This is a genomic window from Helicobacter sp. 23-1046, assembly GCF_053654635.1.
In genome coordinates this window covers 301,450-322,831 of record NZ_JBSIUS010000001.1, presented here as the reverse complement: position 1 = coordinate 322,831, position 21,382 = coordinate 301,450, and the positions used below count along the sequence as shown (strand labels likewise).

Annotated in this window: 20 protein-coding genes and 1 pseudogene; 16 read left to right on the top strand and 5 right to left on the bottom strand. The window is 38.2% G+C overall.

Annotated elements, in window-relative coordinates; genetic code table 11:
* The first annotated feature begins 27 nt into the window (after positions 1-27).
* The 15 genes and pseudogenes from ACWIUJ_RS01515 to ACWIUJ_RS01445 all read left to right on the top strand — a co-directional run bounded on the left by ACWIUJ_RS01515 (position 28) and on the right by ACWIUJ_RS01445 (position 16,132).
* Complete coding sequence (locus tag ACWIUJ_RS01515) at positions 28-327, top strand: hypothetical protein (protein WP_454168516.1); 300 nt, start codon at positions 28-30, stop codon at positions 325-327.
* 118 nt (positions 328-445) lie between these two features.
* Positions 446-1,975, top strand: coding sequence for a hypothetical protein (locus ACWIUJ_RS01510; RefSeq protein WP_454168514.1), 1,530 nt, complete (start codon positions 446-448; stop codon positions 1,973-1,975).
* A gap of 141 nt (positions 1,976-2,116) precedes the next feature.
* Entirely contained in the window at positions 2,117-3,565 is a 1,449-nt protein-coding gene (locus ACWIUJ_RS01505) for a hypothetical protein (protein ID WP_454168512.1), read from the top strand.
* Positions 3,566-3,736: 171 nt separating this feature from the next.
* Positions 3,737-4,669 (top strand): hypothetical protein, encoded by a 933-nt coding sequence (locus ACWIUJ_RS01500; RefSeq protein ID WP_454168510.1) that lies wholly within the window; start codon positions 3,737-3,739, stop codon positions 4,667-4,669.
* Between the two features lie 171 nt (positions 4,670-4,840).
* Positions 4,841-4,936: pseudogene (locus ACWIUJ_RS01495) on the top strand (sulfate adenylyltransferase subunit CysD); the annotation flags it as partial.
* Between the two features lie 93 nt (positions 4,937-5,029).
* The gene (locus ACWIUJ_RS01490; RefSeq protein WP_454168508.1) at positions 5,030-6,940 is read left to right on the top strand and encodes an HsdM family class I SAM-dependent methyltransferase; all 1,911 of its coding nucleotides are present in this window, start codon (positions 5,030-5,032) and stop codon (positions 6,938-6,940) included.
* Complete coding sequence (locus ACWIUJ_RS01485) at positions 6,933-7,928, top strand: restriction endonuclease subunit S (RefSeq protein WP_454168506.1); 996 nt, start codon at positions 6,933-6,935, stop codon at positions 7,926-7,928. Before ACWIUJ_RS01490 ends, ACWIUJ_RS01485 begins: the two co-directional genes overlap by 8 nt.
* Before the next feature lie 90 nt (positions 7,929-8,018).
* Entirely contained in the window at positions 8,019-8,921 is a 903-nt protein-coding gene (cysD, locus tag ACWIUJ_RS01480) for a sulfate adenylyltransferase subunit CysD (RefSeq protein WP_454168504.1), read from the top strand.
* Positions 8,921-10,387: a sulfate adenylyltransferase subunit CysN gene (cysN, locus tag ACWIUJ_RS01475; protein ID WP_454168502.1), complete on the top strand. Its 1,467-nt coding sequence runs from the start codon at positions 8,921-8,923 to the stop codon at positions 10,385-10,387. The genes cysD and cysN overlap by 1 nt, the downstream gene beginning before the upstream one ends.
* 150 nt (positions 10,388-10,537) lie before the next feature.
* Positions 10,538-11,635, top strand: coding sequence for a lysozyme inhibitor LprI family protein (locus tag ACWIUJ_RS01470; RefSeq protein WP_454168500.1), 1,098 nt, complete (start codon positions 10,538-10,540; stop codon positions 11,633-11,635).
* 79 nt (positions 11,636-11,714) lie between these two features.
* Complete coding sequence (locus tag ACWIUJ_RS01465) at positions 11,715-12,323, top strand: hypothetical protein (RefSeq protein ID WP_454168498.1); 609 nt, start codon at positions 11,715-11,717, stop codon at positions 12,321-12,323.
* Positions 12,324-12,362: 39 nt separating this feature from the next.
* The gene (locus ACWIUJ_RS01460; protein WP_454168496.1) at positions 12,363-13,106 is read left to right on the top strand and encodes a hypothetical protein; all 744 of its coding nucleotides are present in this window, start codon (positions 12,363-12,365) and stop codon (positions 13,104-13,106) included.
* Positions 13,107-13,225: 119 nt separating this feature from the next.
* The gene (locus ACWIUJ_RS01455; RefSeq protein ID WP_454168494.1) at positions 13,226-13,690 is read left to right on the top strand and encodes a hypothetical protein; all 465 of its coding nucleotides are present in this window, start codon (positions 13,226-13,228) and stop codon (positions 13,688-13,690) included.
* 87 nt (positions 13,691-13,777) lie between these two features.
* The gene (cobA, locus tag ACWIUJ_RS01450) at positions 13,778-15,136 is read left to right on the top strand and encodes a uroporphyrinogen-III C-methyltransferase (protein ID WP_454168492.1); all 1,359 of its coding nucleotides are present in this window, start codon (positions 13,778-13,780) and stop codon (positions 15,134-15,136) included.
* A 102-nt stretch (positions 15,137-15,238) separates the two neighbouring features.
* Entirely contained in the window at positions 15,239-16,132 is an 894-nt protein-coding gene (locus ACWIUJ_RS01445; RefSeq protein WP_454168491.1) for a homoserine O-acetyltransferase/O-succinyltransferase family protein, read from the top strand.
* Positions 16,133-16,273: 141 nt separating this feature from the next.
* Here ACWIUJ_RS01445 and ACWIUJ_RS01440 read toward each other — a convergent pair whose 3' ends face one another.
* From ACWIUJ_RS01440 to ACWIUJ_RS01420, 5 genes are all read right to left on the bottom strand, one after another.
* Positions 16,274-17,299 carry a hypothetical protein gene (locus ACWIUJ_RS01440; RefSeq protein WP_454168490.1) on the bottom strand — a complete coding sequence of 342 codons (1,026 nt, stop codon included), beginning with the start codon at positions 17,297-17,299 and terminating at the stop codon, positions 16,274-16,276.
* A gap of 22 nt (positions 17,300-17,321) precedes the next feature.
* Complete coding sequence (locus ACWIUJ_RS01435) at positions 17,322-17,942, bottom strand: hypothetical protein (protein ID WP_454168488.1); 621 nt, start codon at positions 17,940-17,942, stop codon at positions 17,322-17,324.
* Positions 17,943-18,023: 81 nt separating this feature from the next.
* On the bottom strand, positions 18,024-18,611 hold the full coding sequence (locus ACWIUJ_RS01430) for a hypothetical protein (protein WP_454168486.1): 588 nt from the start codon (positions 18,609-18,611) through the stop codon (positions 18,024-18,026).
* A gap of 1 nt (position 18,612) precedes the next feature.
* Positions 18,613-19,296: a hypothetical protein gene (locus ACWIUJ_RS01425; RefSeq protein WP_454168484.1), complete on the bottom strand. Its 684-nt coding sequence runs from the start codon at positions 19,294-19,296 to the stop codon at positions 18,613-18,615.
* Positions 19,297-19,315: 19 nt separating this feature from the next.
* A complete protein-coding gene (locus tag ACWIUJ_RS01420; RefSeq protein WP_454168482.1) occupies positions 19,316-19,984 on the bottom strand; it encodes a hypothetical protein in 669 nt (222 codons plus the stop codon).
* Positions 19,985-20,755: 771 nt separating this feature from the next.
* Between ACWIUJ_RS01420 and ACWIUJ_RS01415 the strand changes: the two genes are divergently transcribed.
* Positions 20,756-21,373, top strand: coding sequence for a UPF0323 family lipoprotein (locus ACWIUJ_RS01415; protein WP_454168480.1), 618 nt, complete (start codon positions 20,756-20,758; stop codon positions 21,371-21,373).
* Positions 21,374-21,382: the final 9 nt, after the last annotated feature.

Sequence of the window (21,382 nt, the reverse complement as noted above, 5' to 3'; positions counted from 1 at the left end):
ATTATAGATATTTTATTGGGATTCTAAATGCGGGGCGAAGAAATCATCGCGTGTGAGCTTTTTGTAATGCTTGCAATCACGCTATTTGCAAGACGCAAAATAGTCATTTTTCTCGTTTGGTGTGCCATTTGTTTTGCGCCATTTTGCCTTTTTATTTATGAGGATATTAGGGATAGAAATAGATACTTGTTAGATGAGAGTGCGATTTGGGTTTGTGGGTATATTTTAACGATAAGTTTGATATGGACTTTGCCTATTTTGTTATTCTTTTTGGCATTATCGTGGGGTATATCGTATTTTGGTAAAATGCGGAGAAAAGATAAATAAATGGATATTTTAGATTCGATAAAGGCGCGAATCTGTGTTAGATTCGCGTGAATCTAAACGCATAATCTTTTCGCTAAAATTGCGTTTTAAATTTTTCGATTCAAAGGGAGCGTGAAAAATGCAAAAAAATATCGTGTTTTTGTTGTTTGTCATAGCCTTTTGTGCTTGTGCGGACAAAGAGGAGCTGTATAATCAATGCTATTATAGCGTTTTTAACGATGACAACAGAAGCGCAGAGCAAAAGCAAAAAGACGATTCGCAGTGTTTCAAACTCGCACAATTAGAGGAAAAAGATGATTTAGAAAAGGCGATATTGCACTATGCAAGGGCGTGCAAGGCAAATACACCAGATAGTGCTTGTGAGTATTTGGCTAAGTCAGTGGCAGAGTTAGCAAAGCGCGGTCGTGGTATGGTGTTTAAAGAGTGCCAAGAAGATGAGAGTGGTAGTTCTTGTGAAAGATATGATGTAGAGGAGTTTTTTGGCAAATTGTGTTATGGAAGTTGGGAAGACAACAAAAATGCTTGTTTTGAGTATCAAAAGGCTAAATTGATAAGGGAGGAGCAGTTTAATGAGTATTTTGGTGCGTGGAAATTTGTAAGAGAGTTTGATGAAATATGTAAGCGAAATCTACCCAAAGCCTGCATTGAGCGCGACAAATTGATAGAAAAATATGTGGTTATCTATGTGCAAAAAAGCAAAGAGGAAAACTTTGATTACATTTCGAGTTTAGATGCATTTTGTCGTTTTGAGGGTGTGGATTCACGCATTGCAAAGCGTGCGTGTGCGGGGCGAGATGAGCTGATAGATGGACTCGAAAAAGAGTGCGATGACAATAATGCCACAAGTTGCAGTGCGCTAAGTGATACTTATACTGAATTTTTGACTAAGGACAGCAAACGCTATTATGACTTTGGCAAGGACACTTATGAAAGCCAAGCTGATAAAATCTATCCGCATAAATTTGAAAAAGCAGCTAAAAAGGCTTGTGATTTGGGTAGGCAAAAAAGCTGTGAATATCTGGCGTATTTTTATTATAACTATAAGCCTAAATCAAACTATACGCTGGCAAGGCAGTATGGCAAAAAGGTGGCTTTAATGCTTACAGACACTTATAAACGCAGGGGTTTTCTCCATAGGGACGAGATTGTTCCCCTTGTAACGCTTGCGCATTTGGAAAGCAAAACTGATGATGAGGCAAATACCAAAAAACAATTTGTGTTGGATTATTTTAAGGTGGGTTGTGAGGATTTGCAAAATGCTTGGCTTTGTTTGGATTTTGGATATTTTTATGATGAGCGCAAGGAGGGAGAGGAAATTGATAACTTTGGTATGCGTGAGCTTATCAACCAAAAACAGGCTTTGCATTATTATGACAAGGCGTGTGATTTGGGCGAAGGTTGTGTGGATTTGGGGCGAATCTATCTTTTTGGCAAAATCGTAGGCGGGGAAAAAGTCAAAAAAGATTTGGCAAAAGCAAAGCATTACTTTGCCAAAGATTGCGAAAGCTTCTGTCGCAACGGCTATGAATCTTGCAAAAAAAATCATTGGAGCTGCAACATAACAAGAATGAGTCTAAAAGAGCTTAAAAAGTTAGATGAGTGTGATTTTGATAGAGATTCTGATGGTTGTGAAGGCGTTGATGATTGACTCGCGCTCGAATATGTGATTTAGATTCGCGTGAATGTGGTGCGAATCTAAACGCATTTTTGATTCAAATCCTGCGAATCTAAAGCACATAAATTTTTCGCTAAAATTGCGCTTTAAAATTTTAGATTCAAAGAGGGCAAAATGCAAAAATTAGCGAAATTTGTAAAATTTATAGCTTTGGGTGCAAGTGTGGTATTTATGTTTAGTGCTTGTGAGAATAAAAAAGAATTGTTTGAGCGTTGCTATTATGATGAAATACACAGCGATGACAACAGAGCCACCAAAAAGCGATATGAGGACGATACAAAGTGCCTTGAACTTGCGCAGTTAGAGGAAAAATCTGGCAATCTTGATAGAGCCTTAGAGCATTATATAAGGGCGTGTGTTAAGGTGAACTCGCTTATGCCAAATGCTTGTGCCAAAATCGTGGAATTTGCACAAAAAGACACGGATTTTAATCTCAAAGGCTCGCTTGAAGAAGAATGTCGCTACTATGACAACAAAGCCGTTTGTTTTGAACTAAAAAAGATTGAACTTAGCGAGTTAAAAGAGCCATCGCCTAGTGATTTGTGGGATTTTATGGACGATTTTTGGTTTATGTGTAATAGATTTAGTTATATTGTCCCACAATCTTGCGATGAGCGCGACAAAACAGCACAGCAGTATATCCGCGCAGTGTTAGCATTGCCAAAAGAGGAAAAAAGCTCATATTATGTTGAAAAGTTGGATTTACTCTCTTATCAAACAGGTTCTTTAAGTCCGAAAATCTTGCAAATGGCATCATCAGCACGCGATGAAATTATCGGCGAATACGAAAATGACTGCCAAATAAATGACGCCAAAAGCTGTGCTATGCTTACTTCTTTTTACTATGGCTTGTTGGTGAGTTGGAGTAATGACTACATAGAAGATGTGCGAAAATACGATAGAGAGGTTGATAAAATCTATGCACCCAAATTTCAAGCCCTAGCGCAAAAATCCTGCGATTTAGGCAATGCTCAAAGCTGTATGCAAGGGGCGGCTTTTTATTATTTTTATAAACCTATGCAAGATTATGCGGTGGCAAGGCAGTTTGGCAAAATGCTGCATTTAGTGCTTAAAAATGCCAAAATTCAAGGCAAACTTAACATAAAAGACGCTGAATATCTTGCCACTTTGGCGCGTATAGAAGCCGAACTTGATGATAGAGGCGACAAAGCGGAGCGAAAGCAATATATGCTTGAGTATTTTAAGGCGGGTTGTGATGATTTGCAAAGTGGCGTTGTGTGCGATAAATTTGCCAAAGCTTATGATGAGAATTATAGTATGCCTGAGATTGTCAATCAAAAACAAGCTTTGCATTACTATGATAAGGCGTGTGCTTTGGGTGTGGATTGTATGCGTTTGGCACAAATGTATCTTTGGGGAGGCTATGTGGGCGGTAAAGATGTAGGGCGGGATTTAGCCAAAGCAAAGCACTACTTTACTAAGGATTGCGAAAACTCGTGCCGTTATGAATCTGGGATAGATAAGTGCGCAAGTGTGAGCTGTAAGATAAAAAAGTATAGCCCAAAAGAGTTTGAAAATTTAGATGAGAGTATTTTTAATTAAACGCATAATGGATTTGCAAGATTTACGCGTGAATCTGTGATTTTAGATTTTGCGTGAATGTGGTGTGAATCCAAACGCATTTTTGATTCAAACCCTGCGAATCTAAAAGCACACAAATTTTTCGCTAAAATTGCGCTTTTTAAGATTTAAATTTTAAACGGAGTGTGAGAAATGCAAAATGTAAGCAAAATCTTATTGGCACTTGCATTTACTTTTAGCGCGGTGGCGTTTGGCAGTGATTCTTATCCGCCTTATTTTTGCGATGATTGCGCCCCATTTACAAGCAAAAAGGGCGTAATGACGCTAAACACGCTACAACGCGTAGATTGCAAAGAAATAAATGAATATGGCGTTTATAATCTTGGCTGTTTTAGTGGCGAAGTAGAGCTTACAGGCGCGATTACGAGCAGATACGCAATAGGAAGCCCAGAAGTTGATACAGCGTCATTTGTGGTGTTTTTTCACCCCGATGAAAATGTGGGTTTGCCGTTTTTGCCATATAGTTTTTGCGATAGTGCATTGGAAAATGAAGGCGCGGTTTTTGATGAGAGGATGCAAAAATGGGATTGCAGTAAGGTTGAATTAGAGTTTTGGAATCTGCAAGATAGTCGCACTTATGGCATAAAGATTAGGGCAATTAGCGATTTACCAAAAGAGATTGTCAATACACATTTAGGTGGCAATGGCATTCGCGCAAAAGTGCGACTAAAAGACTATGAGTTTATCGGCGAGGGCGAAGCAGGAAGTAGTGCTTATGCCACGCTTATAGATTTTAGCCCTTTAAGCAAAGTCTATAAATGGGGCGCAAATGATGAGTATGTATCGCTCAAATACGGCTCAAAAGATAGCGTTATAAATCTACGCGATACACCAAAGGGCAAGATTATCGCACAGATTAAGGCAAGTGATATGCGCTGCTCTGCGGAAAAAGCACAGATTATATGGGCGAAATATCCATTTGCTGAACTCGCCGAGAATATGCCAAAATCGCTCCCAAAAAATGAGTGGTTAAAAGTCTTTTACCTCCCGCCAAATGCCAAAAAACCACAAGAAGCAATCTATGGCTATATCCACAGCTCACAGCTAAAAATGTCGTGTGAGTAGGTTTGCTATAATGACGCGTGAATCTCGTGGCGATTCAAAGGATTCACGCGAATCTAAACACATTTTTGATTCAAATCTTGCGAATCTAAAAAACCCCCACAAATCTAAAACGCACAAATTTTTTGCTAAAATTGCGCTTTTAAAATTTAGATTTTAAGTGGAGTATGAGAAATGAACAAAACCACGCATTTGAAGGCTTTGGAAGCTGAATCGATTTTCATAATCCGCGAGGTTGTCGCGGAGTTTGGCAAGATTGGCGCATTATATTAGGTAAGGCCCTAATGCTGATTTTATGTAAATCTATGCTAGAATGGCAAAATTGTTAAGGATAAAATATAACTATTTCAAGCAGGAGCAAGAATGGCAAATGAACGAAATACAGAGCAACTCACATTAAAAGCCTTTGAAGCGGTTTTAGGGCAAAATGATGGATATAAACTTTTTGCACAAAAAGTGCCAAGCGAATTTACGATTATCAATCAAGCCTTAAACGAAGCTGGTGGTAAGCCTGAATTTTGTGAGATTGAGGACTTCACAAAAGGGGGTAGTGGACAAGGAATGCCTGAATTTATAGCCGTTTTTAGCGAGGATAAAGACACGATTTTTGTTTGTGAATGCAAAAAAGAAACAAATCTTTTGCAAAGTGTAAACTTAAATAAGCCTAAAAAATATGCCCTTGATGGCGTTATCTACTATGCAAAGTTTTTGCAAAAATGTTTTAATGTTGTCGCATTAGCTGTCGCTGGGACAGATATAAATAAAATCAAAACAAAAGCTTTATACTTCCCAAAAGCATTGCAAAGTTATGATGAAAAAATATTTGATAGAACAAAAGATATTATTTTAAGCCCATTAAATTATCTTAAACTTTTGCGGGGAGAGAAACTCTCAAAAGCCTTTTCTTTGGGTGAAGTGCGAAAAATAGCTATTGATTTTCACGAAAATCTGCGAGAAACAAAAATCAGCGAAAGGCACAAGCCTATTTTTATCGCTGGACTTCTACTTGCCCTTGAAAATAAAGCGTTTGAAAGGGATTATCACAGCTTAAATTCTTTTGAATTTCTTTATAGTAATTTAAAAATTGCCCTAAATGATGTGTTAGAAAAGGCAGAACTCACAAATACTAAAATCAAAAACATACAAAACGCTATCGATGAAGTGCAACACAATGTAAAGCTAAAAAACAAAGATTTTAACGAAAATGGCTCAATTTATTGGTATCTAAAAGAACTTGAACTTAAAATTAAACCGATGATGAATCACGCCCATTCAAATTTAGATGCTTTGGGGATTTTTTACCACGAATTTATACGATACACGGGCGGAGATGGTAAGGGGCTTGGCATAGTGCTTACACCTGCACATTTGACAGAATTTATGTGTGAAGTCGCAGGGGTTAATAAACAAAGCAAAGTGCTTGATATTTGTTGTGGCTCGGCTTCATTTTTAGTTAGTGCTATGGTGCTAATGCTAAAACAAGCCAATGAAAAAGAAATTAGCGAAATAAAAAATGGACATATTTACGGCATAGAGCTTGAACCAGAGCTTTACACTTTGGCAAATGCAAATATGATTATAAGAAGGGACGGCAAAAGCAATATTTATCAAGGTGATTGTTTTGATAAACAATTTGACACTTTAAAAGATAAATGTAATGTAGGTTTGCTTAATCCGCCTTATTCACAAAATGATAAAAGCGAACTTGAATTTGTAGAAAGGCTTTGCGAACTTATCGCCCCGTCAGGTTTGGTGTGTGTGGTAGTGCCATTAAGTTGCGCTATTGGCACTAAATTTAAAGAAGAAAGAGAGCGAATGTTTAAAAAGCATTCTTTGCTTGCCGTATTTTCCATGCCTGATGATATTTTTTACACAAACAAGGCAAATACAAACACTTGCGTTATGCTTTGGCAGACACATACGCCACATTATGTGAATCTCAATGTAAGCGATGACGAGATTTTAAAAGAAAGCAATATACGCAATTTTACTTATTTTGGTTTTTATAAAGATGATGGTTTTGTGAAGGCTAAAAAGCAAGGTAGAATCGATAAATTTAACAAATGGCAAAATATCAAAAAAGAATGGATAGAAAATTATCAACTCAAAAAGCAAATTGACGGCGTAAGTATAGTAAAAAAGGTTACTCATTTAGATGAATGGCTTGCTGAAGCGTATATTAAAACGGATTATTCACAGCTTACGCAAGAGGATTTTGAAAAAACAGTGAGAGAATATTTAGGATTTTTAGTAAAGGTTGGTATCAATGTTTGATTTTTCAAAGTGGGACTATTTTAAAATTTCTGATTTATTTGCCATTGAAACAGGAAAAGACTTAATAATGAATACTTTGAATAATGGAAACTATCCTATTGTCGGGCATAGCAATAAAAATAATGGAATAGTAAATTTTTGCGAATTTTTAGATGATTATCCTTTATTTAATTGCAAAAAAACAATATCTTTGGCAGATAGGGGAACTTTTAAGGCTTATGTCCAGCCTTATGATTATTACATTGCTACAAGGGTTAAGGTTCTTATTGCCAAATATGAGGATATAAGTGTAAATTCATTATTTTTTATAGCAAGTATTATCAATTTAGAAGAATATAAATTTAGATATGGCAGAAATGCAACGGATAAAATACCTGGTATAAAGATTTTACTTCCAAGCATCAATAATCAACCAGATTATGAATTTATGCACTCTTACATTGATACTTTAAAAATAAAAAAAATAGAAAAAAAATTTTTAGACAATAAGAGTATAAAAAATGTTATTGCGTTGTCAAATCTCAATTCTTGGGTTGAATTTAAAATGATAGATATTTTTGAAGTAAAACGAGGGCATAGACTCACGGAGGAGGATAGAATCAAGGGTGCTTTGTGTTTTGTTACAGCTGGGGAAAATGACAATGGCGTAAGTAACTTTATAGGGAACGAAGTTGAAATATTTGAGAATAAACTTACCATAGATATGTTTGGAAACTGCTTTTTTCATTCATATCCATTTGGTTGTGATGATAATATTTTAGTTTTATTCCCAAAACAAAGTGGTTTTAGTAAAGAAGTGAATTTATTTTTTGCAACTTTGCTAAATCAAGAAAAATTTAGATACAGATTTGGTAGGCAATATAGGCAAAAAGATTTTGAAAAGCATATGATAAAACTTCCAGCCAAGCAAGAAAATGGTGAGTTTAAGCCAGATTTTGAATTTATGAGCGATTACATTAAAAATTTAAAATATAGCGAGTTTATATAACGGATTTTACATTGATTTTTGATTTGGTGTAAATTTGCAGTAGTATTTTAATAAAATATTACAAAACATTAAATTCACAAAGGAGTAACAATGAACAAAACCACGCATTTAAAGGCTTTAGAAGCTGAATCAATTTTCATAATCCGCGAGGTTGTCGCGGAGTTTGGCAATCCTGCTATGCTGTATAGCATTGGCAAGGATAGCTCGGTGCTTTTGCATTTAATCCAAAAGGCGTTTTATCCTGCTGTCCCGCCATTTCCGCTGGTGCATGTGGATACGAAGTGGAAGTTTCGCGAGATGATTGAGTTTCGCGATAAACGCGCAAAAGAAGTGGGAATGAAGCTCATCGTGTATAGCAACCCTGAGGGCGATAAAATCAACATTTCGCCTTTCACGCACGGAAGTGCGATGCACACGGATATAATGAAAACGCAGGGCTTAAAGCAAATGTTAGATTTGTATAAGTTTGACGCGGTGTTTGGCGGGGCTAGGCGCGATGAGGAAAAGTCAAGGGCAAAAGAGCGCGTGTATTCATTCCGCGATGAAAATCACCGCTGGGACCCTAAAAATCAACGCCCCGAAGTGTGGAATCTCTACAACGGACGGCACAAAGAGGGCGAATCGATTCGCGTTTTTCCTTTAAGTAATTGGACAGAGTTAGATGTGTGGCAATATATCTTACTAGAAAATATCCCCATTCCTAGCCTGTATTTCGCCAAAGAACGCTTGGTAAGCCCATATAAAGGCACAAAGATTCTCATTGATGATTCGCGTGTCCCTAGCGAAATCGCCAAAAATGCGCGTAAAGAAATGGTGCGATTCCGCACTTTGGGGTGCTATCCGCTCACAGGCGCGGTAGAATCAAACGCAGATACTTTGGAAAAAATCATCGAGGAACTTTTACTAGCAAATACGAGTGAGCGACAAGGACGGCTCATAGATAGCGATGAGGAATCAAGTATGGAAAAGAAAAAACAAGAGGGGTATTTCTAATGAAAAAGAACGCGACACACGAGACTTTGCACGAATATTTGGCAAAGCACCAAAACAAAGAGTTATGTAGATTCATCACTTGCGGGAGCGTAGATGACGGCAAATCCACGCTTATTGGGCGATTACTCTATGATTCAAAGGCGTTGTTTGAAGACCAGCTAAGCGCATTAGAAAAAGAGAGCGCGAAAATCGGCACACAAGGCGGGAATTTGGACTTTGCGTTGCTTGTCGATGGGCTTTCAAGCGAGAGAGAGCAGGGAATCACAATCGATGTGGCATATCGCTTTTTTAGCACAGAGAAGCGCAAATATATCATCGCTGATACGCCCGGACACGAGCAATACACGCGCAATATGGCGACAGGTGCTAGCACAGCGGACATTGCCGTGATTTTGCTTGATGCGCGAAAGGGTGTGCTAACGCAAAGCAAACGGCACTCATATATCGTAAGTCTGCTTGGCATTAAGCATATCATTGTCGCGGTAAATAAAATGGATTTGATGGAGTATTCAAATGAAGTTTTTGAATCTATCGTGCGTGATTACAAAGCTATTATCCAACAACTTGCGTATCATAGCGACATTGTCTTTGACTTTATCCCCATTTCTGCCCTGCAAGGCGAAAATATTTTGCATAAAAGTGAGAAAATTGCGTGGTATAAAGGCAAATCGCTAATGGAGATTTTAGATAGCGCAAAGATTCACAAGCGACAAAGTCAAAATTTCATTCTCCCCGTGCAGTTTGTCAATCGCCCGAATTTGGACTACCGCGCATTTTGTGGCAATATAGAGAGTGGCGAAATCAAAGTGGGCGATAGTATCGTGGCGTTGCCATCAAATAAGACAAGCAAAATTAAGGCGATTGTAAGCCAAGATATTGCGGATTTGGATTGCAAAAAGTTTGATAAAAAGGCATTAGGCGCAGTGAAAAGCGCGGGATTCCCACAGAGTGTCTCACTTGTGCTAGAAGATGAAATCGACATTACGCGTGGCGATATTATCGCAAAAAAAGAGCATAGTTTGAAACTTGGCAAATGCGTGGTGGCGGACATTGTGTGGTTTGATGAAGTCGCGCTTGAATTGCAATCTAGCTATGTCATCAAACGCGCCACCTCCACGCTCAAAGGTAGTGTGGAGCAAATCCTCTACAAAAAGGACATAAACGACTTTACCGAGCACCCCGCGCATAACTTGCACCTAAATGACATAGCGCGGTGTGTGGTGAAGTTTGATAGGACTTTGGGGCTTGAATCCTACAACAATAACCGCGTGGCAGGGAGCTTCATCATCATCGATAAATACACAAACGCGACTTTGGGCGCGGGAATGATTGTCGAAGTGGTGGAATCAAATGTCGATTCGACAAATCTTGCGGTGGATTCAAAGCGCAAATATAGCCCACAAGAGAGGGCACTCAACGCATTTATCCGCGAACATTACCCAGAATGGGGCTGTAAAGAGATTTAAAATTCTGCGCTAAAATGCGTGAAACGGTTGATTCGCGCAATGATTTACAGACTCACGCGAATCTAGCGAAAATGTAAAAAAGGGTAAAAAATGAAAAAAAATTCAAAGATTTTAGTTAGTTTATTTGTAACGGCAAGTAAAAGATAAATTATGCAACAAAAAATTACTATAAAGATTTTAAAAATATGTTTATGTCTTTTAGCGTGTGTAAATCTAGCAAATGCAGAATCTAGCGATAAGGCTAAACCTAGCTTTGATTGTGCCAAAGCAAAAAGCAACACAGAAAAAATGATATGCAGTGATGAGAGCGGAGAATTGCAAAATTTGGATAGATATATGGGCGAAGTTTATACGCAGCTTATCTATGAGCTAAAAAAATCAAATTTTAGCGATAAAGACAAGAGATTAAAAGGCATTTTGCAATCCCAAAGAGATTTTATCCGCAATAGAGAAAATCTCATTGATACAGATGACATAAAGCATTTATATCAAAAAAGAACCATAACATTGCTAAATGACTTGGGGGTGGTGCTAGATTCTAACAATAAAGAATTATGCGAATATGCAAGAGCATATAAAGATGATTTAAGCAAATGGAGAGAAATCTCACCATCAATTAAACCTCCATTTAGTATAGGATTGTGTGCCTTTGCACGAAACAATAGAGATGTCTTTTTTGAGACTTTTTGCACTAAAAATGGAGAAATTAAAAAAGATAAAGTGGCAAAAGCCATTCGCGAAAAATCTCCATATATAAATTTCCCATATAGCTATGAAAGACAGATTGATATTGATAATGATGGGACATTAGAAAAGGTAATTATCACAATAGGGAGCTATTTTAGAGTGCTTTGGATATATAAAAATGGTAAGCTAGATGAAAAAGCAAGCGATAGAATCTATGGCGATGATTTACATTTGAGAGGGTCAAAAACCACAGAGAGTATTTGTATAAGCAGCGAGGAGGCTTGTATGGCATTAACCACATACGCTCTTCCAGCAAATAAAATTTCACAACGATTGGACTTTATGGGAGATGAGCTTGGTTTTATGCCTATATTAAGCGAATTATCTTATGGGGTTATGGAGTTTGAAGGCAAAAATTATATCACTCTCTTGAATGGGAGATTTTTTTGGGACGAAGCAGAAAAATATCCAAATGTCAGAATCTATCTCTTAGAAAGCGACAAAAGAGAACTAAAATGCACTTATTTCAAGCGAATAAGCGATAATGTGGTAGAACAATAAATGCTTTATTACACATATAGAGTGGCGATTCGCACACAGATTCACGCGAATCTAGTGAAAATGCAAAAAGGGGTGAAAAATGAAAAAATTCAGTGTAATGTTTTTTGTGGCGGTTTTGTCGATTGCGTTTGTGGCGTGTGGGGATTCAAAGGATTCACACGAATCACAAACGCTAGATTCTAACGAATCACAGATTGAATCTAGCGATTTGGCGCGAGATTCAAGCGATTTAAACGCGCAATCTAGCGAATCTACCACAGATTCGCACATAGATTCAAGCAAATCTACCAAAAGTTTAGCGTGGGAAAAAGCTGATTGTGATTTTTTGATGAAATTATGGGGCATTACAAAAGAGCGTTGTGATATGCTAGATTCGTCCCCTGATATTGCTACCATTGAAGCGAAAAATATAGAGCAAGCCTATCAGCGACTTTTACTAGATGATGACTATTGGACTTTAAAAATAAAAGAATTTCTTTTAAGCGAATTGCCGATGAAAAATCACACGCATACCGATAAATTAACTAGCGAAGGGGTGGAAAAATATACCACCACATATAAATGGAAAGATGAAAAAACGCTAGAAATTCACATTCAACACCCCGATGATTGCACAGATGATTACTATATATTTTTTGATTTAGGTAATGGCAGGGTTAAAATTATGCGAAACCAAGAAACTTGCTAAATTTGGCGTGAATCAAAATTTTTACAAAAGGGATAAAAAATGAAAAAATTAAGTTTGTTATTTTTGGTGGCGGTTTTGTCGATTGCGTTTGTGGCGTGTGGCGATTCAAAAGATTCACGCGAATCACAAAGCATAGATTCTAACGATTCACAGGTTGAATCTAGCGATTTATCACAAGATTCACAAGAATCTACGGGCAAATCTAACAATAAATCCACGCAAGATTTTCGCAAATTTACAGAAGCGTTGAGCGATGATGACGCAAAGAGAGTGCTTGATGAGACTAAACAATATATGTCCTTTATTGTGTCGCCACAAGGTTTTATTGCGCTTGATGCGCTCGTTTATGACAGCGCAAAAGTGCAAGTTGATGAAAACAATGGCTTGGAATTTATCGACTTATGCAAACACCGCATTGTTGATGGCGTGAGGTATCAAGAAGGCATTTTTGAGGGCGAAACTTATGGCAGCAACAACTGCATTGTAAGCGACACTCATAACGAAGGCGAACTTGACGGGTTAAGAAAATATTTCATCAAGGCAAAAAGCATAGATGAAGCCTTTGGGTTATATTACAAGACAAAGGACAAAGCACCCAAAGGCAATGTCTATACTTACTGCTGTGATGAGGGCTTAAAATATGACGGCGTAGGCAATTGGTATATTTGGGAGAATGGGCGACTTTGGGTAAGTGGCAGTGGCTATGATAGCGGAGATGCCACTATTTTCACGCAAAAGGGCGATTTTGTCGAAGTAATTTATCGCTGGACTATCGCGGGTTAGCTTAAAGTGAAGGTTGTAAATTTGCTTTTGAATAAAGGACAACAATGAAAACATTAAGTTCGCCTTTTATGCTTTATGTGCTAACGCTCACAAATGCAAATGCGCTATGATTGCACGAAATGAAATACACAACGCAAGACAAAAAGGACAATAAAATCTACAAGGTAAAAAGCCTAGATGAGATTACCTTGAAAGATAGCGATGATTTATTTGTAGTCAAACTTGATGGCTCAAAACTGCATACTTATGATGAATTTGTAGCCACTGCGAAAACTGCTTTTCAAACACCTACTGATGAGAGTATGTTTTGGTTGCATACGCCTAGTAATCCTTTGCTTTGCTGGATAAATGATTTAGAATGGTTGATTGGTAAATTTGAACGCTTTGTTTTGATAATAGAGCATTGGGATAAGGCATTAGATAAAGAGACAGCCGATAAGAAACAAAAAATTATGCAATCTTATTTGCAAGATGTTTGTAACTTTTGGGGATATGAGATTTTAAACATTAGAGGCAATGGCTACCTTGAGACTGAATATGAAATCAACAAACCACGAGAGTTTAATATTTATTTGGTGGGGTAAATTAAGCACAATGTTTTCGCTATATTTTAAGGATTTAAGCTATAATCACGCCTTTAAATTTAAATGAATAATCCAAAAGAAATAGCAATGCAAGAATCTAACGAATCTTTTAGTTTGCCTATCGCGCTTATAGCAAAAAAGACTTTGCTTATCGGTGCGGGGGCGGTAGCGTGGCAGAAGTTTGAAGTGCTAATGAGCGCAAAATGGGAAGTGTGCGTGTGGGCAAAAGAAATTACCGATAAGCGATTCACGCCGTATTTTGAGACAAAAAGTGTAGAATCTAACACAGATTCTACACTTTTTCAAATCCGCACCATTGACGCAAATATCGATTTAGACACCCTAAAAAATTTTGAAATTATCATTGACGCAAGTGGCGATTCGCAACTTGGCGCATTTTTGCATAGTGTGCGTAAAAAATGTGGCTTTTTGCTTAATGTCGTGGATACGCCAAATTTGTGTGATTTTTATTTTGGGAGCATTGTGAGGCGCGAAAATGTGAGCGTTATGGTGAGCACAAATGGCACAAGCCCCATTCTCTCGCAAATCTTGCGCGATAAGATTAGCGCGATTTTGCCACGCACGATTTCTGCACTATCTCACCGCCTAAAAAATCTGCGCCAAATCGCCCCGCCCAAAAGCAAAAGCGACAAAGACGCCATTGCCAGAGAGTGCCAAACCGCGCTTGGCAAGGTGCTTATCATCGGTTGCGGACCGAGCGACTTTGGGCTTCTCACGCTAAACGCACTTGAATCCTTTGCTTTGCTTGATGTCGCGCTCTTTGATAATCTCATCGGCGCGGAGATTCTCTCTCATATCAAAGGGCTTGGCATTGAATGCGTAAATGTCGGCAAACGCAAGGGAGTGGCGTCTTTCACGCAAGAGCAAATCAACGAACTAATGCTAGATTACGCCAAACAGGGCAAAATCGTAGGGCGTCTCAAAGGTGGCGACCCTGTGATTTTTGGGCGTGTGTGGGAGGAAGCGAGTTTCCTCCACGCGCATAATGTCGAGGTGGAGTATATCAGCGGGATTACTTCAAGTCTCTGTGGTGCGCTGTATAGCGGGGTTGCGCCGACTTTGCGTGGAGTGAGTTCGGGTGCGCTTATCGTTTCGGCGCATTTGCGCGAGAGTGTGTTTCACACGGAGTGGATTGCGTGGCTAAAAGATTCGCCCTATACTTTAATCGTGCTTATGGCGCATAGCTTTGCGGAGCGCATACGCGATGAGGCTTTGGCACAGGGCATAGACGCAAATCTCCCCGCTGCCTTTATCTCGCAAGTCTCACACCCAAGCCAAAAGGCAATCATCGGCACACTAGGCGAACTGCCACAAATGGCGCAAATGTGTGAGAATCCAAGCATTTTGATTATAGGCAAGGCAGTGAGAGAAAGTCTCAATATGCCTTTTATGGGAGCGCGAATCGTGCTAGATTCTCTATCGTAATGCCAAATCCCCATAATTTTGCATTAAAATCGCATTTAAGCAAAACATAATGCGATTATGTGTAAAATTTGCAGGGACAATTTACATTTACAAGGATTTTTTATGCCAATCATTATCCCAAAGGACATTCCCGCATTTAGTGAGTTAGAAAAAAGCGCGTTTGTAATGGATACGGCGCGCGCCAAGCACCAAGACATTCGCGCATTAGAGATTCTCATCATTAACCTAATGCCAACCAAAATCCAAACCGAAAACCAGCTTTTATCATTGCTTGCAAATTCGCCTTTGCAAATCAATATCACGCTTCTTACCACGCAAAGCTATGTGGGGAAAAACACGCCACAAAGCCACTTAGATAAATTTTATGTGCATTTTGAGAGTATAAAGGGGCGCAATTTTGATGGTGCGATACTCACAGGTGCGCCTATCGAGCATTTGGAGTTTGAAGAAGTGAAATATTGGGCTGAGCTGTGCGAGATAATGGACTTTTTACGCGCTCAATGCACCTCAACGCTCTATCTTTGCTGGGGGGCGATGGCGGGGCTCTATCACTTCCACAAAATCCCAAAAGTCGCGCTAAGTGCGAAGCTCTCAGGCATTTATGAGCACTCTATCATCACGCCAAATGTGCTACTATCGGGTTTAGGCGATATTGTGAAAATCCCGCATTCAAGGTATAGTGGCGTAGATGAAGCAGTGGCGGAGCGCGTGGCGGGGGAATCAAACTTAGATATTTTGCTAAAAGGCGCGGAGTCTGGCGTTAGTTTGCTGAAAGATGAAAAAGACATCTTTATGCTAGGACACCCCGAGTATGGCAAACTCACATTGCAGGGCGAATATGAGCGCGATAAAGCAAAGGGATTAGAGATTAGCGCGCCGATAAATTATTTTGACGATAAGGGCGCGGTGCGCTATGATTGGCGGGCAGATTCAAGTGTGATATTTGCAAATTGGCTCAATTTCTGTGTGTATCAGGATACGCCGTTTGTGCTGTGAAGCGCGTTTGTATATAAAACTATCTTATAATGGCATAAAATCCTTTTAAATTTGTGTGAATCTACAAGATAGATTCACACTCGATTCACATAAATGGCGTTAGATTCGCCTTACAATGTGTCAAAACTCATTTCTAAAAAATCATAAATTTTTGGGTTTGGGCAAAGCTTTATAAATCCTGTCTTTATACGCACTCTTATCAATCAACTGCTTATAATGTTTAGCAAATGTGCGACAAGTATAATGCTCGCTATAAGATTCCTCACAAGAATCTTTTGGATCATTATAAAGGTAGTCTAACTCGATTTTTCCTAACTTTTTTTCAGTATCTTTAAACAGAATGTCATAACCCGCCCTCCATAACAATATCAAATTTTCTGTGGTATCTCCCTCGATAGTTGGGCTAAATTTTACAAATTTGATAACCTCGCGCATTGGAGATATTTTATTGTTTTTTATGTATGTTATTAGCTCATCATTACTGTAACTATCAAAATTTGGCATAGTAGGGATTTTGGCTAGTTCGATTTGCCATTCTTTTTCATATTGGGCGCTTAGCTTTTCTCTATATGTCTTCATAGCGTCCTGCTTTCTATCTTTTGCTCTTTTGACTTCTTGCATAGTGGGCTTTTTGACTTTAGATTGGGCGCGTTGCTCGACTATTTTTGCCGCTTCTTTCCTTGCCTCATATATTTTGTTATTTTCTTTGGATATTAAACTTCCAATGCTATATTCGCGCTCAATGCTTACATTATCCTCTGTATAATAATGCGTTATACTACCATATTCATTACTTTCATAATCTCCATTATATTCATTATATTCATTATATCCACTATATTTGCGTTTTGATACAACTTCGCCTTTATTATACGCCGTTGTAAGTTTTAGATTTTCATCTTTATCATACTCTTTTTGCAAAACTATTTCGCCATTTTGCCAAGTAATCTCTTTTTGTATATAGCCGTCTTTATCGTAGTATTTCCACACACCCTTTCTTTTGCCATCTTCGCATTCGCCTTTTTCTATGCTTGTATCCGTTTTGATTTCATTGCCACTACATTCTATGACATTATCTGCTTTGGTGCTAGCAAACACCGCGCCCATTAGCACGATTCCTATACTTACCGCCACTATTTTGCCTATTTTGTTAAATGTCCTTGTCATTGTTTGTCCTTTCATTTTGATTTTATACTAACGCCACTATAAGCGGAACATATTCTTTTATCGCTTTAAGTCCCGCTTTTGCCCAATCGCTTATTTTAGAAATCCCATATTCGCTTTTTAGCGATTTTATTGCTGATTCGTAGTCCTTTGTCCTATCTAAGATTCGCACCTCCATTTCTATCATTTTTATAAATGATTCGTAAGATAGCTCTAACTTTTCGCTATTTAGCGTATAGCTAAAAGTATCGCCTACGCAACGCTTTAACTTCGCTTCTAACATATCTTTTAGCACATTGTTTTCGATGATAAACTCCAAATACGGCTCTTTGTCCTTATCTTTTGGGCGAATCTCTTTGACAATGCGCTTGTTTTTGTCATTTAGCGAAGTAAGAAAATCCCTAAAAACTTGCTTGTATTCAGTTTCACTCATAAACTTAACCGAAATATTTTTCTTTGTGGATTTGATTTTAGTCGCTGTGGTTTGGAGCAATCGCTCATTTTCTGCATTTGTCCGCGAATCCAAAAAATGCTCCGAATCGTGCTTATTAAACAAATACAGCAAATAATCGCAAATGTCGTTCTTTTGCTTGGATAAAAGCTGATTTTTGGTAATCTCACGCCAAAGCGTATTTGCAAACTCCACTGCGCTCCTTGATTCACTAGGTGCAAATATTTCTGCATAGTCTTTTTATTTGTTTGCATACGAATCCTCCCTAAAATAGCATCATTCTTTTGGCTTAAAGATATAGCTGCCACCGCCATTTACGATGACTTCTATTTCGATAATGCTGTTTGTGTTGCAACCGATTTTTTGTCCATACAAATTACTGAGTTGATAGGGTATTGCAAACTTTTTGCCATAGGATAGCTTTACGGGAAATATCTTTTTGTATATTGTCTTTGAATCGTCGTCCAAAGAGTCGTAGTAATTTGTCTCATTAGACCAAATAACCCTTTTCATATCAACGAATTGTCCGTTTTTTGTTTTTAGCTTATCGCCATTTAGCTCTCTATACGCGTTTGCCATATCGTAGTCTTCTTTATACTTTACCACACCACAATTACCGCGATTTAGGATAATATCCTCGATAATGGTATTGTTATCTTGGGATTGAATGACGAAATATGGGTCGTAATTTTTATCATAATCTATCGCAAGTAACGGGGATTCTATGCTTAATGCCCTTGCTACTTTCTTGTCCTCTGTTGTAGCAGAATCTATCGCCTTGCCAGCGTTATCTGCCACTTCATCACACGCACTTAATCCAAACACTAGAATCCCTAGCACACAAACTTTGAGTAACTTTCTCATTTTAGTTTCCTTTCATTTTGGTATAAATTGCTTTTAGTGCCTTTGGCGCGTAGGTTTTGATAAACTCTGCGCCAAAATCACTAGGCGACTTCGCGATTGCGCTGATAAACTCGTCTGTATTTTGCAACGCTTTTGTCTCTTTGCATTCTTTTAGCACCCTATTTAGATTCGCACTTGTTTGTAGTCGCTCTGCCTCCATTTGTAGCATAGCGATAAACGCAATACACGATATTTCTACACTCTCGCTATTTAAGCTATAATCAAAACTGTCTTGCACTTTTTCTTTGAGATTTGATTCAAGCACATTGCGATAGACGGGATTTTCGATGACTAGCTTGATATGCCCTTTTTTATTTGCGTCTTTTATGGCAATCTTATTTGCCACAAAGTCGCTTAAAAACTTTTCAAACACTTCTTTTTGCTCATCATCTCCCATAAACTTCACAAAAATATTTTTCTTTGTGGTTTTGATTTTGGTGGTAGGCATTCGCAATAATAGCTCATTTTCTGCATTGCTGTTTGAATCCAAAAATTTTGATTTGCTGTGTTTATTAAACAAATACAGCAAATAGTCGCAAATGTCGTTTTTGGGGCGTGAAAATAGTGCGTTATCGACTATTTCACTCCACAAGTCATCTGCAAATGTGCTTGGATTATCAAGCGTAATTGTGGATTTTTCGCCCATAGTTTGTCCTTTCATTTATTTAATTTTCGCAAGGTGCGGGATATATTTCAAACCCACCGCCATTTTTATTTTTGCGAACACATCGTTTATAAAAATCACTAAAATCTTGTGAGAGTAATTTTTGCATTTCTTTCTCATCGCATTCATAGCTCTTGCCGTCTTTAAAGCATTGTCTTATTTGCTCCTCGCCTACACCACATACACCATTTATGTATATCCTATTCATAGCTCTGCTAATGTCAATATATTCACAATTACCATAGAGTTTTTCATCACGCCAAGCTTTTACCAGTTCAGTATGCTGTGTGTTGTATCGCGCACAACCTTCTATACTTGCTTCTTTTGTGGCAACACAATACGATTCATAATCTTCTTCGGTAAGATTAGCTTCGTGTGATTGGAAACCATACACGATATTGACATCTTCAACTTTATCCAATCGTCGTTTGATAAACACTTTGCCGTTTTCATCTGTGCTTAGTTCAAACACAACTTTTCCGCCTTGATACCACTGCCTAACTTTAAAATCATCTTCGCTATATTTTAATTTTACGCAACCATCTATTTTGTCTTTTTCGCTTTCGCATTTTTTTGTTATCGATAAAAATGCTTTATCTTTATCGTTATCACACGCGCTTAATCCAAACGCTAGAATCCCTAGCATACAAACTTTGAGTAAATTTCTCATTTTTTATCCTTTCTATGTTTTGAAATTTTATCTGCCCTTTTGGGGCGAATCTTGTTTGCCAACCGCCGACTTAAAATCCAAAAGATTGCTTTATTCTAAAAATGAATGCGCGAATCTACAAGCGCGAAATAGAGATTTAAGTAATCATTTGGATTCCTTTGTGGGTGGTTAGAAATATGAAGTTTTTGTCATTGCGAGCAAAGCACAGAATCTGCCCCACTCCGTCATTCTGAGCAAAGCACTTTGTGCAAAGCAAAGAATCTCTTTTAAATTTTAGAGATATTTCGCATTCGCTCAATATGACAGAAAGTTTGGAATACTTTGCCTTACTGGCGCAAGGACTCGCAATGACTGGGATTTTTGCGTCTGATTCGCACTTATTGCGATTTGTAATGACAAAATTAAGCGGATTCTTATCTAATAAACCACGATTTAGCGCGTGAAGTGCGAGCGTGCTAACATATATATATATATATATATGAAATCGGTAAAAAGTGTGTAGAGTGAGGATTTGTAGTAGTGAATCGAGCTCGATTCAACGCATTTGCGTTATGAATTTGATTGTTTTGCTTGATTATCAAACACACTCCTTTGTATTTCAAAAAATATTTGCGGATTTTAGTAGCTTTTGACTTAAATTTGACTTAAAGATTTAAGAAAATTTGAAATTTTTACATCAAACCTACTGTCAATTTGCTTGCTTAAATTGACATTAGATTCTAAAAATTTTATAATTCTTTATAAAATACAAAATGGCGTAAGAGGTAAAAAATGAAACTACGAAAAATCAAAGATTATGCAATGGTAGGTGGAATCGGTGTGGCAGTGGCGTTTGCATTACAAGGATGTGAAAACACAAACAACCAAGATTCTCAAATTTTACAAACTTCACAAAAAAGCGGGGCATTTGTCATCATCGAGGAGCAAGAAGATGGCACTTATAAAGTCCTAGAGGAATATCCAAGCGATGAAACTCGCGTGCTTTTAAAGTCAAAAGATGGCAATGAGCGAATGCTTAGTCAAAACGAAATTGACGCGCTTATCAAACTAGAGGAGCAAAAGATTGATTCTAACACAAGCGAACTTACTAACCCAAACGGCGGTGGGCTTGGGCTTGGTGGAGCGATTTTAGCTTCTGCGGCTGGCGCGATTTTAGGGAGTTACATTGGGAACAAACTCTTTAATAATCCAAACTTTCAACAAAACGCCCAACGCAACTATAAATCCCCACAAGCCTATGAGCGAAGCAAAAATAGCTTCGCTCATAACAAAACTATGGGCGGTGCTGGAGGAGCGGCTAGCAATGCTGGCAAAAGTGGCTACTTTGGCAATTCCAACAACAATAGCAACCAAAGAACCAAAGCCTATGGGCAGACATTTGGTGCATAATTGCGAGTA